General features: G+C 55.7%; 16 protein-coding genes. 9 read left to right on the forward strand and 7 right to left on the reverse strand.

Annotated features, from left to right (window positions below):
* The 4 genes from VAE57_RS07305 to VAE57_RS07320 form a co-directional block, all read right to left on the reverse strand.
* A partial coding sequence (locus VAE57_RS07305; RefSeq protein WP_322821226.1) for a Clp protease N-terminal domain-containing protein occupies positions 1 to 868 on the reverse strand: 868 nt, incomplete at its 3' end.
* A 130-nt stretch (positions 869 to 998) separates the two neighbouring features.
* Complete coding sequence (gene rpsA / locus VAE57_RS07310; protein ID WP_322821227.1) at positions 999 to 2,198, reverse strand: 30S ribosomal protein S1; 1,200 nt, start codon at positions 2,196 to 2,198, stop codon at positions 999 to 1,001.
* A gap of 105 nt (positions 2,199 to 2,303) precedes the next feature.
* A complete protein-coding gene (locus VAE57_RS07315) occupies positions 2,304 to 3,164 on the reverse strand; it encodes a phosphate regulon sensor protein PhoR (RefSeq protein WP_322821228.1) in 861 nt (286 codons plus the stop codon).
* Between the two features lie 104 nt (positions 3,165 to 3,268).
* Positions 3,269 to 4,234, reverse strand: a complete 966-nt coding sequence (locus VAE57_RS07320; protein WP_322821229.1) for an MBL fold metallo-hydrolase — start codon at positions 4,232 to 4,234, stop codon at positions 3,269 to 3,271.
* An 89-nt stretch (positions 4,235 to 4,323) separates the two neighbouring features.
* Here VAE57_RS07320 and VAE57_RS07325 point away from each other — a divergent pair, with 89 nt between their 5' ends.
* From VAE57_RS07325 to VAE57_RS07355, 7 genes are all read left to right on the forward strand, one after another.
* Positions 4,324 to 4,842 carry a rhodanese-like domain-containing protein gene (locus VAE57_RS07325; RefSeq protein ID WP_322821230.1) on the forward strand — a complete coding sequence of 173 codons (519 nt, stop codon included), beginning with the start codon at positions 4,324 to 4,326 and terminating at the stop codon, positions 4,840 to 4,842.
* On the forward strand, positions 4,839 to 5,660 hold the full coding sequence (locus VAE57_RS07330) for a PHP domain-containing protein (RefSeq protein ID WP_322821231.1): 822 nt from the start codon (positions 4,839 to 4,841) through the stop codon (positions 5,658 to 5,660). Before VAE57_RS07325 ends, VAE57_RS07330 begins: the two co-directional genes overlap by 4 nt.
* 2 nt (positions 5,661 to 5,662) lie before the next feature.
* The gene (locus VAE57_RS07335; protein ID WP_322821232.1) at positions 5,663 to 6,307 is read left to right on the forward strand and encodes an NUDIX hydrolase; all 645 of its coding nucleotides are present in this window, start codon (positions 5,663 to 5,665) and stop codon (positions 6,305 to 6,307) included.
* A gap of 1,330 nt (positions 6,308 to 7,637) precedes the next feature.
* A complete protein-coding gene (locus VAE57_RS07340) occupies positions 7,638 to 8,051 on the forward strand; it encodes a DUF4491 family protein (RefSeq protein ID WP_322821233.1) in 414 nt (137 codons plus the stop codon).
* Between the two features lie 33 nt (positions 8,052 to 8,084).
* Positions 8,085 to 8,420, forward strand: coding sequence for a DUF4491 family protein (locus tag VAE57_RS07345; RefSeq protein WP_322821234.1), 336 nt, complete (start codon positions 8,085 to 8,087; stop codon positions 8,418 to 8,420).
* Between the two features lie 348 nt (positions 8,421 to 8,768).
* Positions 8,769 to 9,350 carry a 5-formyltetrahydrofolate cyclo-ligase gene (locus VAE57_RS07350; RefSeq protein ID WP_322821235.1) on the forward strand — a complete coding sequence of 194 codons (582 nt, stop codon included), beginning with the start codon at positions 8,769 to 8,771 and terminating at the stop codon, positions 9,348 to 9,350.
* Positions 9,351 to 9,540: 190 nt separating this feature from the next.
* Complete coding sequence (locus VAE57_RS07355) at positions 9,541 to 11,022, forward strand: nitronate monooxygenase (protein ID WP_322821236.1); 1,482 nt, start codon at positions 9,541 to 9,543, stop codon at positions 11,020 to 11,022.
* Here the strand turns inward: VAE57_RS07355 and VAE57_RS07360 are convergent.
* On the reverse strand, positions 11,019 to 12,008 hold the full coding sequence (locus VAE57_RS07360; RefSeq protein WP_322821237.1) for a hypothetical protein: 990 nt from the start codon (positions 12,006 to 12,008) through the stop codon (positions 11,019 to 11,021). The two genes, VAE57_RS07355 and VAE57_RS07360, sit on opposite strands and share 4 nt — an antisense overlap.
* Positions 12,009 to 12,038: 30 nt before the next feature.
* On the reverse strand, positions 12,039 to 13,010 hold the full coding sequence (locus VAE57_RS07365; RefSeq protein WP_322821238.1) for a diacylglycerol kinase family protein: 972 nt from the start codon (positions 13,008 to 13,010) through the stop codon (positions 12,039 to 12,041).
* Positions 13,011 to 13,409: 399 nt separating this feature from the next.
* Here VAE57_RS07365 and VAE57_RS07370 point away from each other — a divergent pair, with 399 nt between their 5' ends.
* Both VAE57_RS07370 and VAE57_RS07375 read left to right on the forward strand, forming a co-directional pair.
* Positions 13,410 to 14,270 (forward strand): tyrosine recombinase, encoded by an 861-nt coding sequence (locus VAE57_RS07370; RefSeq protein ID WP_322821239.1) that lies wholly within the window; start codon positions 13,410 to 13,412, stop codon positions 14,268 to 14,270.
* A 271-nt stretch (positions 14,271 to 14,541) separates the two neighbouring features.
* A complete protein-coding gene (locus VAE57_RS07375; protein WP_322821240.1) occupies positions 14,542 to 16,161 on the forward strand; it encodes a glycine--tRNA ligase in 1,620 nt (539 codons plus the stop codon).
* Between the two features lie 511 nt (positions 16,162 to 16,672).
* Here VAE57_RS07375 and VAE57_RS07380 read toward each other — a convergent pair.
* A complete protein-coding gene (locus VAE57_RS07380; RefSeq protein WP_322821241.1) occupies positions 16,673 to 17,605 on the reverse strand; it encodes a molybdopterin-dependent oxidoreductase in 933 nt (310 codons plus the stop codon).
* Positions 17,606 to 17,648: the final 43 nt, after the last annotated feature.

Below are 17,648 nucleotides of genomic sequence, written 5' to 3' on the forward strand. Positions count from 1 at the left end.
CATCGATGAAGAGGATACAGCGCGACTCCTTGATCTCATCGATCACGCGCTTGAGCCGCTCTTCAAATTGACCACGGTACTTGGTACCGGCAACCAGCGCACCCATGTCGAGGGTAACAACGCGCTTGCCCTTAATGCTATCGGGCACATCACCCTGAACAATGCGTTGGGCGAGACCCTCGACGATGGCCGTCTTACCGACACCTGGCTCGCCAATCAGGGCCGGATTATTCTTCGTCCGGCGTGAGAGAATCTGAATGACGCGCTCAATCTCGTGTTGGCGGCCAATGATGGGATCGAGACGACCCTGCTCAGCCATCTCGGTCAGATCGGTACCCAGTGCGTCGAGGTATGGGGTCTTCGATTGCCGCTGCGTCGGCGTCGTACCGGGAGCAGTCCGTCCTTCAGCAGTTGCACCAGCCGTACCGTGGCGCAGGACGCGCATTACCTGGTTGCGCACCTGTTCGAGGGAGACACCGAGAATGTCGAGGACACCGGTTGCCACTCCCTCGCCATTGCGCACTAACCCCAACAGCAGATGCTCGGTGCCGATATAGTGATGGTTGAGGCGATTCGCTTCTTCGATAGCATACTTAATCACCTTCTGCGCCCGTGCCGTCAGCTCCTGGTCGGTAACCATGGTGCTTTCGCCAGGGCCAACGATAAACTCGACCGCACTACGGGCCTGGGGCAGTTTCACGCCCAGCTCATCGAGGACGCGGGCTGCAATCCCTTCACTTTCGCGGATCAGCCCCAGCAAAATATGCTCGGTACCAATGTATGGGTGATTGAACGCACGTGCTTCCTCGGCTGCCAGTTGCAGCACTTGCTTGGCGCGCTTGGTAAATTTGCTATAGAGGTCAGACATATGGTTCTCCGCTTACTCAATAGGAGGAAACGATTATCAGGCTTTGACAGACCGGGGATAGCGAACAATACCCGTTGTTTTATCTGAAACACCGATCAGGAGCGCCACCCTGATCGGTTCGTTGTAGCCGTTAATCGGGATTTTCCTCTTTCTCACTACTCTCAGTTGGTTCGGCGTGCAGGCGCAGACTCAACCCCATCCGTTTACGGGCAGGATCAATCCGAATAATGCGCGCCTGTACGACCTGACCTTCACTCAACACCTCACGCGGGTGCTGAATCCGTTCATCTCCCATTTCAGAGATATGGATAAGCCCCTCGACCCCGTCTTCAATGCGAGCAAAGGCACCGAACGAAGCCAGTTGGGTGATTGTGCCTTCCACAATCTGACCAAGCTGGTAGCGTTCGGCCACTCGCGTCCACGGTTCACTCTGCGTGCGCTTGATCGACAGCGCAATCCGTTTCCGCTCGTGGTCGATGTTGAGAATGGCGACCTTGACTTTATCACCGACTTTCAACACTTCGCCGGGATGCTTGACCCGTGACCACGAGATTTCCGAGAGATGAACCAGACCATCAGCGCCGCCAATGTCAACGAAGACACCAAAGTCGCACACCGAAGAGACGACACCGTCACGCACATCACCTTCGCGCAGCGATGTGAGCAACTCATCCTTCTTCGACTCTCGTGTTTCGACCAGGGCCTGGCGTTCCGACAGGATGAGCCGGTTGCGGTTACGATTAATCTCAATCACCTTCAGCGGTAACTCGACATTCACCAGCCGTGCCATCTCGGATTGTTTTTGCGTCTCCGAGACACGACTAATGCTCGACACCTGGGATGCCGGTACAAAACCGCGCACACCGTCGAGATCGACGAGTAGACCGCCTTTATTATAGTTTTTCACGCGGGCGTAGATAATATCGCCGCGCTCGTAACACTCTTGCAATGCACGCCAGCTCTTTTCCTGACGGGCTTTGTCAATCGAGAGAATTGCCCGACCTTCCTTATCTTCCGATTGCACCACAAAGACCAGGATCGTATCGCCTACTTTAAGTGCGGCCCGATCCTCCTCGCTAAGGGTCTGCATCTCTCGACTTGGAATGACACCTTCGGCCTTGGCACCGATGTCAACCAGTATCTCGTCGCGATTGATCTGCATAATGCGACCATCGACCGTGTCTCCGTGCTTGAGGTTGCGATAGGCGTAGGTCGGATCGCGCAGAATCTGCTCCATTAGTGCCTGATCGCCACGGTCGAGCAGGTCGTTTAGATCAGGTTGGCGAATGTCTTCGTTTGTGTTGTTGCCAGCATGATTAAGCTCTTCCATGAAAAATCCCTGCGCAGAAGCGGCGGTGCGCCATTCGACGGGGCTTGGTCGGAGTGATATGTAAAAATATTATACGTCGGGCTGTTGTAAAACGCAAGGATGCAATCACGATTCTGCGTTGCGTTGCCCGGCGAGTTCAGTGACGGTCAGAGCGTATCCACGGCCAATGGTCGTTGGTTGAAAGGTGCTCAGCGAGGGTAAGCCGAGGCGGCGTAAGTGAAAATAGGCTTCATCATTACAGGTAATCATTCCCGGCGGAGTCTGGCGGATCAGCATGCTTACCTGTTCCAACGGTTCGCCGCTGAAATGTAGACCAAGAACGGGCACGACGCCGATCCGGCCTAGACCACTGCTCAGGCTGAGTGGTGGTAGTGGTAGACCGACAGTTTGCGCGGTATGGACCAGAGCTGAGAGGAACGAGAGCGCATGTTTCATAGGGTCGGTATCGGCTTGCACAACCCCAAAGATCAGAAGGAGATGATCGTGACGCCACTCGATAAGCGCCTGATGTGGCGCGATCTGTTCGCGGATCAGTGCGAAGCGCGCCTGAGCTTCGGCGAGGGGATCGGTGATGGTAAGGCGTCCAATCGCCAGTACTGCGACAGACGTGATCATGCCGGAGACTGGTGGATGCAGGCTGAGCGGATCGATCTGGCGCAGTGCCGGTTGGGTGAGCTGGAGCCGTTGCAGGTGCTGTTCGGTACGCCATTGTTGCAAGAGGCGATTCAACGTATGGCACAATTCGCCCCATATACCGGTGCCTACTTCCAGTTTCGTTTCAATGGGATTGCGGCGCAGGTGGGTGATGAGTGTGTGGGTGGTCTTGACAAAGCGATACCGTTCCCAGATTAGCATGGCGATACAGACCACCAACGCCAGGATGGTGATTGGTGGTGCAACGAAGATGCCTGCGAGTGCAATAACGCAAGTTCCAATGACAATGATTGACGAATCTATCCAACGCATAGGTACGCCTTGCCGATTGCCATCATGCAAACTGGCATGTGCAGCGTACCATATGCGTTGAGGTACGCTTAACGAGCGTAGATTACAGATTGGCGAACGTGGTCTTACAGTGTGTATCGTACCAGTTCGCCGTCACGGCGTTGCAGCAAACCATCGGCAACCATCATTTCGAGGTGGGCGATGGTTTCAGCGATGGCAAAGCGAGCTTCGTGTGGGGTGAAGCGCTCAACATCAAATACCCGCTGCGCCACGGAAAAGGCAGTGTCGGCACCGTTGCGCACTGCGGCGAGCATAGCCGCTAATCGTTCGTGATGATGGGCCTGTAATTCACGAATGCGCGTCTTCCACTCTGTGATCGGTTTCCCATGACCAGGAAGGGCCAGATCGACGTTCAGTGTCGCCAGTTCAGCCAGCGAAGTCAGATATTTCCGTAACGGATCGGGTTCGCTTTCCGGCCAGACGCCGATATGAGGCGTGATTTTGAGTAGTACCTGATCACCGACCAGTGCCAGTCGCTCATCGGCTGCGTAGAAGATTAACTGTCCATCACTATGGCCAGGGGCATGGATAGCGACAAATGAGCGCCCGCCCATCGTCAACTGGCTTCCTGGTAGCAGCGGGGTTAGTGGTGGGTGCGGTCGGGTTGCAGCCCGCAATCCGGCAATGGCGCCGACGACCTTATCGACCAGATCGGCGGGCATACCATGACTGAGAAAATGACGTAAACTAGGGTCGTCGTGATCGGCCCGCTGTACCCAGACTTCCTGCGCCAGTTCGATTTCCCGTGGGGCCAGAAGAACCCGGGCACCGGAATGGTGATGGAGCCAGCCGGCCATCCCAAAGTGATCGGGGTGGAAATGAGTCAAGACAATTGTATGAATGTGAGCCGGGTCGAGGTTGAGCGTAGTCCATGCCTCTTGCCAGGCGGCTTCACCGGCGGGTGTGTGTAAGCCGGTGTCGATGACCGTCCATCCCTGTGGATCACGGAGCAGATATACATTAACATGGTTGAGGGCAAAGGGGAGTGGCAGACGCAACTGGTACACATCGGGTAAAATTGTTGTGAGCATACATAAATCCTGCTGAATGACGCAGCGCGTTGGCGGTATCCTGCTTGCATTATAATACGACAAGAACTAGACAAGGCGATGTTTGACGTATGGATAATTTTGAATCACCAGTAACCAGGCAGGCACCGGCCTGGCAATTACCACTCGTGATCGGTGGTATTGTGGTGCTGGCCGGAATCCTGGCTTTTGTTATCACCGGAAACAGTGCTTCAACGCCAGCAGCCGAGCCAACTATTGTCCCAACGGTAGAGACAGCTCCTGGACACGGCGATCCGGCCAATAGTCCTCCAGCTCCTACAATTTCGGTTGCCGAAGCGTACCAGCGATGGCAGGCCGGTCAGGTCATCTTCGTCGATATGCGGGCCGGCGAGTCATATCAGGCCGGTCATCTGCCCGGTGCATTGAGTCTGGCTACTCCCGATCTCAATCAGCGGCTGGCTGCATTAACTCCAGGTGGGATCATCGTTACCTATGGCGATGCCAGCCGACCAACAGCCGGTCAGCGGGGGGCGCAAATCTTTCGCGATCTCGGTTACGGGCCGGTAGCAGCGCTCGACGGTGGGATTGAAGCGTGGCAGGCAGCTAACTTGCCGATGGAGCAACCATGATCGATTTACACATTCACACAAATGCAACGCCTCATCACGCAACGTGGACACCGGTAGCATTGGCGGTTGCAGCGGCAGCTCAGGGTCTGACCATGATCGCAGTGACCGACCATAACACGACGGCCAATGTCATCACCACGGCAATGGCCGGTATGCATTACGGGGTTCAGGTGGTGAGTGGGGTTGAAATTGATAGTGCCTTCAATGGTAAATTGTGGCATACCCTTGTCTACGCGGTTGATCCAGAGGCACCGTTATTGCTCGATCTGTGCACCGAGGTAGTTCATCGCAATGCTGCCGATGCCGCGCAGTTGTTGCGTGATCTGGCGGCTGCCGGTTTTGTTATGCCTGGGCTGGGTGATCGTGATCGACCACCAACCGTCGCCGATGTGGCATCGGTGCTGGCCCGCCACAATGAATTACCGGGCCGGGTGGCTGGTGAAGGCGATGAAGAGGCTGGTATGCGCTTTATCCTGACTCATTTCGCTGCGGCCTACCGACCACTGAGCGTCCAAGAGGTGATCGGGGTGGCGCACGATTTAGGAGGACTGGCCGTACTGGCGCATCCCGGACGGAGCAAAGGTATTTACGCAATACCGGCGACTGATGAGGATATTGCAGCCATGGCCGCAGTCGGCCTGGATGGGATTGAAGTTTTCTATCCCACGCACGATGCAGCAACCCGTGAGCGCCTGCTAGCTGCGGCGGTGCGTCACGGCTTGCTGGTTTCTGGGGGGAGTGACTCGCATCATCCCCATCAGGCGCTGGCCAACTGGCCGCGAACTGATGTAACGATCATCGATTATCTCAGCAGGTAACCATGAGACACCATTGCAAAGACACACTGGATTGGAGAGAAGCTCTGCCGCGCCTTCCATCCCACCATCAGGCCGAAGTTGTCGATCTCGTTGCGGCGTATGGTGCGCCTCGCTACTGCCATGTATACCTCGATGATGGCAGGTTTGATCCATTGCGCAAGACAGATCGGGTTGGCGAAGTTGGGATGGTCATTCGTCGTCCTGATGGCAACCTGATTGTGGCGCGTAAAACCTTCTACCCACCCAACGTATTTCGGTTGCTAACCGGTGGGATTGGGCCAGATGAGAGTATCAGCGCAGCGCTGGCCCGTGAGGTTGCCGAGGAGACGAGTCTCACGGTGCGTATCAATCGATTTCTGAATATTATCACTTATCAAAGTAATGTTGAGATACCATACTATTTTGTCAGCTATGTCTTCTTGCTCGATGAGCTGGCCGGCACGTTGCAGGCGAGCGATCCCAATGAGCAGGTTGATGAATTTCGCACGATACCGCCTGCGGAGTTGGTGAAGCTGGCACAGCAGTTGCGACAGCTTTCTGATACGTCCGATCCGGCAATCAGGGGGAAGTGGGCAAGCTGGGGCCGGTTTCGGGCGGTCATGCACGAAGAGTGTGCAGTCTGGATGAATGATGGCGTAATTGGGTAATTGCCTGGTGTGCAGCGGCTCTTTCCGGTGAGATGCGTTGTTTCCTGGCTGTGGGCTGGCGTGCCGCATGATCGGATCGAGCTGGGTTTGGTTGGTGGCTTGCTTTTGGGTTGGCCGTAGTCGATACGAGCGTGATCGTGATGGCGGTACAGGGTGTCGTAATACTGCTGTCTATTGATGAAGAGATAAGCTCTGCCTTGTGATGCACCATCAAATCTTGGTGGAGACTGCACACCATTGTTGAGGACACCTTCGCGTCCAGCGCCCTGCGACGTGATCAGCGTAGTGCTGGTGCCGCGCTGCGTGGCACAGGCTTCTAGCCTGCGCTTAAGAATACCTGGCACCAGGCTCACGTACCGGCACGGGGAGACCGCTGCGACGTGCGCCTGCGCGTGAGGGTGGTTGCTGCGGCAGCCACGCTGCCGCACGCTATACTACGCGACACGAGGAATCCGGTCTGGACACAGTATCCCTTTCGGTGTGTGATACGACTGTGCGGGAAGGCTGGTTGGTGCATCCGCACTCAGGTCGCTGGCATGATAGTGCGATCATGAGCAATGATCTCCGTTGAAGCGGACTTGATATTATGGGTAATAGCACCATCCCTGCTCCCGGCTTTTCATTACCCATAACGCTATAGGTGCCATCTGCGCTTCTCATCAGGGGCTATCGCAGCCTGCGTTCCACCGGGCATCACTGCCCGGCACCAGCCCTGTTGTGATGCCGAAGCTATCCGGTTCATCGGTCTGTCGCCGCAGGGATCGCCGACGGCTGCCGGATAGACACCGTGGTGGCGGACGGGGGGGCTTGCTGGATAGGGCAGGACCAGGTGCTCCCCAGAGGGGCGCTCATCCCCGCCATGGGCGCTGCTGCACCCTGATCGGGCATCACCGGGTGTCAGACGGTGACGATTGTTGTCCTGTGGACGGCGGCATCATCCCGTACCGGCAGTGGTAGGGGCGCACGACCGTGCGTCCCTACCGGGCACGGTCAGAACATCCCTGGTGGCCTGTGAAACGACCAATGCATCATACCGGCTACCTGCGACACGTAGGTAATGCATGGCCCGCCGGGGGTTGGGCATCTATGAGAGAACGTCATACCTTGTTGATGGGATTGTTATACCTTTGCAGTATCATGTCGGTGGCAAACTCTTGCAGATTATTTGTGAAAAAACGCACTGCAATCACAAAAGACCCCTCTCCAGATATAGCGTGATGGACAGTTCCGTAAGGGTAACCCCGTCATGTGCTTCGCTTGACATGGTGCATCTTCCATGAGATACTGCGAAAGATTGCTAAGATTTGTGTAGATTTGTGAGGGAATGGTAATGCTACAAACAAGTGGTCTCTGGTTAGCAATCGCAACATTTCTCAGCATCTGGTGGGGGCACGTTGGTGTACGTTGGTTGGAAGCGAAATGTGCCGATATTCGTCCGCCAATGGTCGTCTTGATTATTGCCGGCCTGCTGCTTAACCTGGTGGCCCTTTTCAGCGCGAATGTTACCATCGGTGGCGTATGTAGTGTTGTCGGCATTTCTCTGTGGTGGGATGCGTTCGAGCTGGTGCGTCAGGATCGTCGGGTACGCCATGGCCATGCACCGGCCAATCCTCACAATCCACGCCATGCCCGATACCTGGCCGAAGGCCGGGCGACGATCCACGATCCACTTGACCGTGAGCTGGGTGAAGTATTGATGCTTCCGCAACAACCGGTGCGCGAACGTGAACCGGAGATTGTTTAACCGGTACCATGTGGATGAGATGAGGAGCAAACTATGTATTGGGAAGGTCTGGCCATCGGCCTGTTTAGTCTAGGCATCATCGGTTTTGGTTTCTTTTGGGTTATCAGGATGGAATACTATCTTGGCTATCTCTGGTGGCCGTATCCGTTATTGTTCGGGATCGGGATTGTCGTGTTATCACTGTTTGTCGCTGATGCTGGCTGGTCAGCCTTACTGGGTGTTACCGGTGCTTCATTCATCTGGGGTGCTACTGAGTTGAAAGAACAGGCAGTACGTGCCGAGTTGGGTTGGTTTCCACGTAACCCAAACCCCAAACCACAGCCGCCTTTCGTTGAGATTATCCGGCGGATTAAGGCCCCACACCTGTAGATGAGGTAGACGTGATGATGGAATTTGTTTCCTGAAGCGCGTGCTCTTGAACAGTGTTGTTGTCTGGTGTGTGGAAGTACGTGACTTCCGCACACCAGTTTTGCCGACGACGACCAGGGTGAGGGATGCCGTGGGCAATGGTATAATCCATTGGCAGCAGATTTTCAGGGTATAGGCTGAAGCCGATGCATCAATCGGGCGTCGCATATTCTGTCTGTGTGATAGGCACCATGTGGTGATCAGCGGTTTGTTGTTGTATCGCTGGCGGTACTGCCACTTCAACGATCCGGCTCATTGCATGGCACAATAAGCCGGCGGTTGCGAAGATGCCGTTTCGCAGGAGTAGTCATGACCGACGTTGCCGATCAGAAGGCAACTTTGCGTGCTCTGATGCAAGTGCGTCGCGATACGTTAGCTGATCGCGATCAGCGAAGTGCCCGCATCTGTGCGTTGGTGCAGTCGCTGCCGGTATTTACGGCTGCTCGTGCGATTCACTGCTATGTTCCAATGCGCTCGGAAGTGGATACCCGGCCTCTCATCGCGGCAGCTTTAGCGGCAGGAAAGGCTGTGGCTGTGCCGGTTGTCGAGGGACAACGAGAGCTTCGTCATAGCTGGATCGCCAGTCTGTCTGAAGAGGATTGGGTACCTGGACGATTTGGTACTCGCCGGCCACGCCGGCTCGTACCTGCATACCCTGGTGAATGGTCGCTAACGATTGTACCTTTGCTGGCATTTGATCACGATCTGTACCGCCTGGGGTATGGCGGTGGCTACTACGATGCACTCCTGGCAACAACATCGACCGTTGCTGTTGGTGTAGCCTTTGCCGATCAGGAGATCGCTGAACTTCCCCGTGAAGCCCACGATTACCCGCTTGATCTGGTCGTCTGCGAGGATGGCATTCGTCGCCGAGGTGAGTATCACCGGTAGCGATTTCTTATCTGGCATCGTAAGCTGCTCTGCGGTATCATACATCAGAGAGGGCCTGATTTCCGTTGCCGACCGATGAACAGTTCGTTAACCCCGCTTGTTGCTATACGGAAGCAGTTGCTGCCTCTGGGTCGTATCTGGCAGCGATAGTGTTCGTTTGCCTGTTGTAATGTGTAAGGAGTAGAGATCGATGCGCGCCAGCGATTTGCCGATGATTATTCAGGGTGGTATGGGTGCCGCCGTTTCCGATTGGCAACTGGCACGGGCGGTTGCGGCCTGTGGTCAGCTCGGTGTTGTTTCTGGTACCGGTATCGATACCATTCTGATTCGGCGTTTGCAGGATGGCGATCCTGATGGTGCTATGCGACGAGCAATGGCGCATTTTCCAATTCCTGGCGTGGCCGAACGGGTGTTATCTGCCTATTTCCGGCCTGATGGCCGTGCCCCAGGTGAGCCTTACGATCTGTTGCCAATGTACAATCTGAAGGTGAGTAAGGAACGGCAGCAGATAGCCATTCTGGCGGCATTTGTTGAGGTGTGGCTGGCGAAAGAGGGTCATGATCGCCCAATCGGTATGAATCTGTTGACCAAGATTCAATTACCGAATCTCGCGCTGCTCTACGGTGCACTGCTGGCAGGAGTCGATGTGATCATTATGGGGGCAGGTATTCCTCGCGAGATTCCGGCTGCGCTTGATGCACTGGCTGCTCATCTTCCCGCACGCCTGACTGCTGAGATCGAAGGTGATGAAGCTGCACCTCCTACGTATATAACGTTTGATCCGCGTGAACACTGGTCTAGTGAACCCCCGCCATTACGTCGCCCGCTCTTTCTTCCCATCGTTGCCAGTGTCACGCTGGCAACCATGTTTGCGCGCAAGATCGCCAGTGTTGATGGATTGGTCATCGAGGGGCCAACCGCGGGCGGTCACAATGCGCCGCCACGCGGCGAATTGCAGCTAAACGAACGTGGCGAGCCGTTGTACGGGCCGCGTGATCTGGTTGATCCGACAAAGGTTGCTGCCCTTGGCTTACCCTTCTGGTTGGCCGGTGGTACCGCTTCGCCGGAAGGACTGGCCGCAGCGCGGGCTGCTGGGGCGATGGGTATTCAGGTTGGCACCCTGTTTGCCTTCTGCAATGACTCTGGGCTGGCCGAGCCGCTGCGGCGTTCGGTGCTCGACGCAGCGGCTCGTGGTACGGTTGATGTCTTTACCGACCCGCGTGCATCGCCGACCGGCTACCCATTCAAGGTGGTACGCTGGGATAACGATCCTGCCCAGGGAGTTCCGCGCCAGCGAATTTGTGACCTGGGGTATCTGCGCACGATGTATCGCACGCCAAAAGGGACGATTGGCTATCGCTGTGCCAGCGAACCGATTGCCACCTTTGTGAAGAAGGGTGGTAATCTGTGCGATACCGAGGGTCGGCGGTGCCTGTGTAATGCGTTGATGTCAAACATTGGCGTCGGTCAGGCCCGGGCCGATATTGGTATCGAACCGCCATTGCTTACGAGCGGTGATGATTTGCGGCGGCTACCCACCATCTTCGATGTAACGCAGGGCTATTCGGCAGCCGATGTGATCGCATATCTGCTCGGTCAACGTCCGCCAGTATCTGCCATATCACTGGCAACGAAGCCGGCTGCAACGGTAGCCGATCAGGTCGGTATCTAGCGTGCCCAGGTCAGCCCACCATCGGCATTGATGGCAAAGTCGGTCGAAAGCTGGCGGGGTGTGCCGAGTTGCAGAGTATCGCCAGCGATGGTTATTTCGGCAAGATAGAGATCAAACCCGCGTCCGCCGGGTGGGATTGCCAGAAATGCCAGTGTTTTACCGTCTGGCGCAAAAGTCGGTGATCGCGCAGAACCGATGTCGGTGAGGCGAACCGGCGAACCACCGTTGGCCGGTATTGCGTATAGATCGCTACCGCCATCAATGCCAACGGCAAAAACCAGCCATGTGCCATCGGGACTGAGCGCCGGATCGTATGCCGGGGTCGGTGCCCCCGGTAATGGTGTCGCCTGATTACCGCTAATGCGGAAGAGTTGCTGCTGACCATCACTGCCGAGCGGGGTACGAACAACAATTACATCGCCGGAGGGCAGCATAACTCTTCGGCCTAGATGAGCGTTGGCGTCACTAAACACAACCTGCTGTTGGCCATTCAAATCGTAGCGTACAATGGCGAGGGGCTCGTCGGCTGGCGGATCGCCAACGGGGGGCGCTATTTGGGCGGATACCAGGACGCCACTTCCGTCAGGGAGCCAGGTCGGATAAAATGCCCATTTCGCACTGTACACTCTCTCGATGCTACCGGGCGGTGCTGCTGGCTCGTTGCGGGTTAGTTGCGCGAGAATTGCCCCCGCTGTATCAATAATCACCAGATCACTTGCACCAGCATGCAAGACGATGCAGGCAATCTGGTCGCCAGTTGGATTGAAAGCCGGTTGGGTTACCGGTGGATTGATTAAGCGACGCGCTGTACGATCTTCCCACAACCAGATACCATCGTCACGACTAAAGAGTAGACGACCGCTCAAGGTGTCGCCTTGCAGGGCGGGAGGGGGCGTTGGCGTGCCGGGGCTGGGAGGCGTTGCACACGCGGCAAGCAGGCCAACCAGCAATACAAGGACATAGTGAAGTGGTAGTAGTCGTTGCATAGGTTCGGTTTGTTTTGGTGAATGTAGCGATCAGACATCAATCCGACGACGCAGCCAGGCCAGCAATCGTTGTGGCCAGCGTTTGACCCCAGGTGGTGGCTGCTGTATCAGATCGTCGGGCAAATTGGGTGGTAGGAGTGCACGCAATGCTGATGGAACGACCGTGAAGCGCAGCGGTGTAACCCCAATCGGATCACCATCGACCTGCACCGGCAATGGGCGCTGGGTAATGACTTCGATGGTATGAGCGCGATAATAGGCAATATCGGGATTCAGACTGAACCGACGGCGCAAAATGGCAATCAGGTGGCCAATCGCGTTAATACCGTTATCCCCTTTGATCACGCAGACATCCAGTAATCCATCGTCAATGCTGGCACGATGCGTGATTTTCACCAGCCCACCGTACAATTGGGAATTACCGATCACGATCATCAACACTCGTGCTTTAATCTGGCGACCATCGAGCCAGATACGGGCACGAGTGCCACGAATGCGCATCACCTCTTCAATCCCACGCATCACATACGCCAATGCGCCAAATCGTCGCTTCTCGTCGGGCCGGACATTCGCAGTGATGGCGGCGTCAAACCCAATACCGGCCATGAGCAGAAAATAGCGATCACCGGCACGTCCCAGATCAATCGGACGCGGTGACCATGAGCAGAGTTTCTGGGCTGCGGCGCGTGGTTGAAGGGGTAACCCCAACTCGCGTGCCCACACGTTCATCGTGCCTAGTGGTAGCGTAGCCAGAATTGTCTGGCTACCTGCCAGCCCATTAACTACTTCATTGATGGTGCCGTCACCACCGGCAGCAACCACCAGATCGTAGCCGTTACTGGCTGCCAGGCTGGCTAATCGTCGACCATCACCAGGACCATTGGTCGGTTGTAATTCAACTGTCCAACCTTGTTCGCGCCAGACCTGGGCCGCTGCTTCCAGTTCAGCCTCCAGTTGTTCAGCGTGGCCGGCTGTCGGGTTGAAGACAATCAATGTGCGCATGGACTGTTTCTCTCTCTGTTCAACAAACTATGGTCAGTATAGCAGAATCTGGTATGGTACCATCGTCCTGGATGACGCACGGATAACGCATGGTACAATAGGTGGGCAACGTGAAAGGTATAGGAGGTCACTGATGAGTCAATCGCCGTCGGTACAACCTCGGTTTCAGCAAGAGCAGGTGTCACAGCAGCAGATCTGCCGTCCACAACCTGCCGATGATGATGAACGCGAGTGCCCTGCCTGCCGGGAGCAAATGCAGCGCTGGGCCGGATTTTATCGCTGTCAGCGCTGTGGGTTCAAAGAGAGCTGCTGCTTTTAAATTGACACACCGTCAGCTTTCCATTACCATACACGGTACTCTAAGACCTTCCATTAGCCTTCAATGAGCAGGCAAGACTCATGAACCAGTATGTAGCGCAATTCCTTGCTTATATAGCTGACGAACGCAAAATGTCGGCCAATACGACCATCGCCTATCGTACCGATCTTGACCAGCTTTGTGCGTTTCTCCGCGAGCGCGGGATTGAACACTGGTCAGATGTTGACAGTGAGACGATGATGGCGTTCGTGCTCAATCTCAAAGAGAAGCGGTACGCCAACTCAACGATGGCGCGTCGTTTGGCGGCGATCAAGTCATTCTTCTCGTTCCTGAAAGAGCGTAACGTTATTCATCACGATCCTACCGATCAACTCGATGCACCGCGGGTTGATCGCTTCCCGCCGCGTGCGATTTCTCAGCATCAGGTTGATGAATTGCTGGAGGTGCCGCTACAAAACGGTACACCTGAAGGAATCCGCGACAAGGCAATGCTCGAAGTCTTGTACGCTACCGGTATGCGGGTGAGCGAGTTGGTCGCGTTAAATGTTGATGATGTCGCTTTTGATCACAGAACGGTGCGTTGTCGGGGGCGTCAGGGGCGGGAACGGACAATTCCGCTGAGTGATCCGGCATTGACTGCGCTGGAGGAGTACCTTGACATTGCCCGACCGCAACTGGCACGTCAGGCTCCTGATGATCCGGAAGCACTGTTTTTAAATCATCGTGGTAAACGGTTGACCCGTCAGGGCTTCTGGTTGATTCTTAAGACGTATGCCGAGCAGGTCGGTATGCACGATTTGACGCCGCATATGCTGCGTCATTCATTCGCGGCCCACCAGTTGCGGAACGGTGTTGATCTGCGCGAATTGCAAGAGCGCCTGGGGCACGCTTCGATTGCTACGACGCAGATGTATACACACCTTGCTGAAGAGTCGTCTTGATACAGTGGTTGCGCGTTGCTATTGCCTGTGCTATACTCGCAGCACATCGGCGATGATCCGGAGGAGTACGCCGCGACGGGCGCACAGCGAACCAGGGATGGTGCGAGCCTGGTGGTCCTGAATGGCGGAACGGCGCCGGGGAGCTGGATCGTGATTGAGGTGAGCGGCTACGGTCGCTAACCGGGGTGGAACCGCGCGTCAGAGTGATGCGTCCCCGGGCGCTTCGGCGCCCGGTTTTTTGTTGTCAGACCTTGCGCAAAGGAGGAATATTGTGCCGGCTACATCACTTGATCAGATTGTGGCGCTGGCCAAGCGTCGTGGTTTTATCTTCCCCAGCAGCGAGATTTATGGTGGGTTACAGGGCGTGTACGATTACGGCCCCCTTGGTGTGGAATTGAAGAATAATATCATTGCCGATTGGTGGCGAACAAACGTCTACGAACGCGATGATATGGAAGGTCTTGATGCAGCCATTCTAATGAATCGGCTGGTCTGGAAATATTCCGGTCATGAAGAGACTTTCAACGATCCCCTGGTCGACTGTCGGAGCTGCAAAATGCGTTGGCGGGCCGACCATATTCAGGGTGTTTGTCCGAACTGTGGCTCGTGCGATCTAACCGAACCGCGTCCCTTCAATATGATGTTTCGGACCCAGATCGGGCCGGTAGCTGATAGCGGCTCGTTTGCCTATTTGCGCCCGGAAACGGCGCAGGGGATTTTCGTCAACTTTGCCAACGTCCTGACGACCTCGGCGCGAAAGTTGCCGTTTGGGATTGCGCAGGTTGGGAAAGCCTTCCGTAATGAGATCAATCCACGCAACTTTCTCTTCCGGGTCCGCGAATTTGAGCAAATGGAAATCGAGTATTTCGTGATGCCCGGTACCGATGAAGAGTGGCATCAACGCTGGCTTGAGGCCCGGCTGTCATGGTGGGAGCAGATCGGTATTCCGCGTAGTCGGATTACTATCTACGATGTGCCGACGGCTGAGTTGGCCCATTACTCGAAGCGGACGTTCGATCTGATGTATGAGTATCCCAACATCGGTGTGCAAGAGATTGAGGGAATTGCGAATCGAACTGACTACGATCTCGGCTCCCATAGCAAGGATCAGGCGCAGCTCAATCTGACCGCACGCGTGAATCACAACGAAGATAGCATTGCCCGCCTGACCTATTTCGATCAGGCCAGTGGTCGTCATGTTGTGCCCTACGTCATCGAGCCGTCGGCTGGGGTTGGCCGATGTATGCTGGCCGTGATGTGTGAGGGGTATGCAGAAGAGCTAACGAAAGCGATTCCCGGCGAGAAACTGGCCGCGGTCGGTGAGGCGCTCAATGCCTTTCTCAAGTCGGTTGGTCGTAGTGAGAAGTTGAGCGGTGAAGCTCGCGATGCGATACTGGCCCGTGGCGAAGAGCTTACTCAGGCGTTGGCCGAACGCTTACCTGAAGTTGAGCAGTTGCTGGCGCTGCCCGGTGCCGATCAGATCGAACTGGGCAAGAAATTACGTGGTCAGGCACAGCCATTGATCGACGAGCACTATCGCACAGTTCTGCGCCTTAAGCCACGCCTGGCACCGATCAAGGTTGCCGTCTTTCCGCTGAAGCGCAACCATGAAGAGATTGTCGCTACCGCAAAAGCGGTGCGCCGACAATTGCAAGCCGGCGGTAGGATGCGCACGATCTACGATGATACCGGTGCGATTGGTAAACTCTACCGCCGTCAGGACGAAATCGGGACCCCGTTCTGTATCACGGTTGACTTTGATACGATTGGTCAGGGTAAAGACCCGGCCCTGGCCGGTACCGTTACTGTCCGTGATCGCGACACCATGGCGCAGGAACGGGTACCAATTGCCGAATTAGAGGCGTATTTGCGTGATAGAGTGAGCGCATGACCGTTCATTCGCTAGCCAATCTTGGGTGAAGGTATTCCCCCGGCTTGCAGGTATTCGCGAGCCGGGGGAGTGATGAGAGGCCGATCAGCCTACCCGGGTGCCGCACGGACGGCAGCCTGTGTTCCAACTATGCGGATACGGGGCTTCTGTTCAGTGATAGGCGCAAGAATCACCACACGAATGTTATCACTCGGCTTGAACCGAATGGTATCAACTCTTGCTCAACAATGCGCATTGTTCAGGTGTTATACCTGTGTTGAGGTGCCCTGGAAGTGCCATTAGCGATCAACGCTTGGGGCATTGTGGGTATAGACTCAGAGCAATCTGATTCGGCGACAAGGTGGGGGCATGGCATGCCGTGCCCCTACCTCCCAATCATCTTGACAGCTCTTGTTCACAGACGGGCCTTGTGCAGGCGTGACACCAGGGTAATGATTGGATAGCGTGTCGTGCCTTCTCTGCTATCAGATATGTTATTCATTCGTGGATAATGCTGTCACCCCGTTGCTTCTCACGAACTCCTCACGTCAATCTGCCAGCGTCGTATTGCACTCTGACCACTATTATCACTGACCCGAACAGCAAGCAGATGCGTTCCACTCGAAGCTGACCAGCGAAATGAGAAGCGTCGCCAGGCACGTGGCCCCAGGTTTTGGTCGAGGGTGGCTGCCTGCCAGGGACCTTCGTCGGTGGAAACGTCTACCTGCGCAACACCACGTGCAGCCGACCATGCTGCGCCGCGCAGGGTGGTATATCTGGCAGGCTTGATCACACCATTAGGGAGATTGAAGAGGCAACAATCAATTGCCAGTGATCCATCAACATGGGCTGCTGTCGGTGCCCTTTCTGGTGAAAGGAGCGTAATCTGCGCAATCCATTTCAGCCAGTAAGTGCTGCTCCATCCCGGTACGATCAGACGTACCGGGCCGCCGTGCAAGGGGGGTAATGGCTGACCATTGATCGCATACGCCAGCATGCCATCTTGCCAGAGTTTGCTGAGTGGCAGATAACGCACCATCGGTTGAGGGCCGTAGCTCCAACAGGCGGCGAAACCGGCCTGGGGCTTCATGCCTGCTGCTTCGAGGAACAGTGCTACCGGTGCGCCGATCCATTCGACATTCGCAATCGCGGCATAACCTTCAGTCATCTGAGACCTGCCAATGAGTGCGGCGAAGAAGCTACTGGTTGGTTCCCCGAACAAATCGTTAAAACCAATAGTCAACGGATGCCGCACCAGACCATCGATTGTCAGTTCCCAATGCTGCTCGGATAGCGAGGGAATAGGCTGGTGATTGCGCACAAATAACCGCTCTACCGGTGTCACCGTCTCGTCAAGAATTGCAAGTGGTGGCAAGAGATTTGGCGGCTCTTCGCAGGTGGCCTGCATCCGATAGTCTTTGGGAAGCGTGCTTTCCTTTGGCAAGGGAATCGTGTCAAGTGACATAGCGTATGTCCAGACGTGTATGAAAATTACTTCGGCTGTGCGT

The organism is Chloroflexus sp. (assembly GCF_034434295.1).
Taxonomy (GTDB): Bacteria; Chloroflexota; Chloroflexia; order Chloroflexales; family Chloroflexaceae; genus Chloroflexus.